Origin of the sequence: Pseudonocardia alaniniphila (genome assembly GCF_022524485.1) — a bacterium.
Lineage (GTDB): Bacteria > Actinomycetota > Actinomycetes > Mycobacteriales > Pseudonocardiaceae > Pseudonocardia > Pseudonocardia alaniniphila.
Window position 1 is genome coordinate 1 of record NZ_JAKXMK010000107.1, and the last position, 872, is coordinate 872.

At 70.3% G+C, this 872-nt stretch carries 1 protein-coding gene; it reads left to right on the plus strand.

The window, feature by feature from the left end:
• A partial coding sequence (locus tag MMF94_RS43190; RefSeq protein WP_241043301.1) for a histidinol-phosphate transaminase occupies positions 1-872 on the plus strand: 872 nt, incomplete at both ends.

Consider the following 872-nt stretch of genomic DNA (forward strand, 5'->3'; position numbering starts at 1 on the left):
CGGCCGTCGCGGCGGCGGCGGTCGATCTCCACCGCTACCCCGACCGCAACGCCGAGGCGCTGCGCACCGACCTCGCCACGTACCTCACGAACGTCGGTGGCGTCACCCTCGGCCCCATGAACATCTGGGCCGCCAACGGATCCAACGAGATCCTGCAACAGATCATGCAGACCTTCGGCGGACCCGGGCGCACCGCGGTGGGGTTCGAGCCCTCCTACTCGATGCACCCCATCATCGCCGCCGGCACCCGCACCGAATGGCTCCGCGCGCCACGCCGCGCCGACTTTTCCATCGACGTCGACGCCGCCGTGGCCGTGCTGCGCGAACGAGCTCCCGACATCACGTTTCTGACCAGCCCGAACAACCCCACGGGCCAGTCACTGGAACCCGCCGAACTGGCCGCGCTGATCGACGCGGCACCCGGAATGGTGGTGGTCGACGAGGCCTACGCCGAGTTCTCCGACCGTCCCAGCGCGATCACCCTGCTCCGCACCCACAGCCGCAAGCTGATCGTCTCACGCACCATGAGCAAGGCCTTCGCCTTCGCCGGCGGCCGCCTCGGCTACCTCGCCGCCGCACCCGCAGTCGTCGACGCGCTGCAACTCATCCGGCTGCCCTACCACCTCTCCTCGCTCACCCAAGCCGCCGCACGGGCCGCACTCCGGCACGCCGACGCCACCCTCAACTCGGTGGCGCTGCTCCGCGCCGAACGCGACCGCGTGATCGCCGCCCTCACCCCCGTCGGCTACGACGTCATTCCCAGCGATGCCAACTTCCTACTGTTCGGCCGTTTCACCGAGGCCCCCCGGGCCTGGCGGGCGTTCCTCGACCGCGGTGTGTTGATCCGCGACGTCGGGATCGCGCAGCGGTTG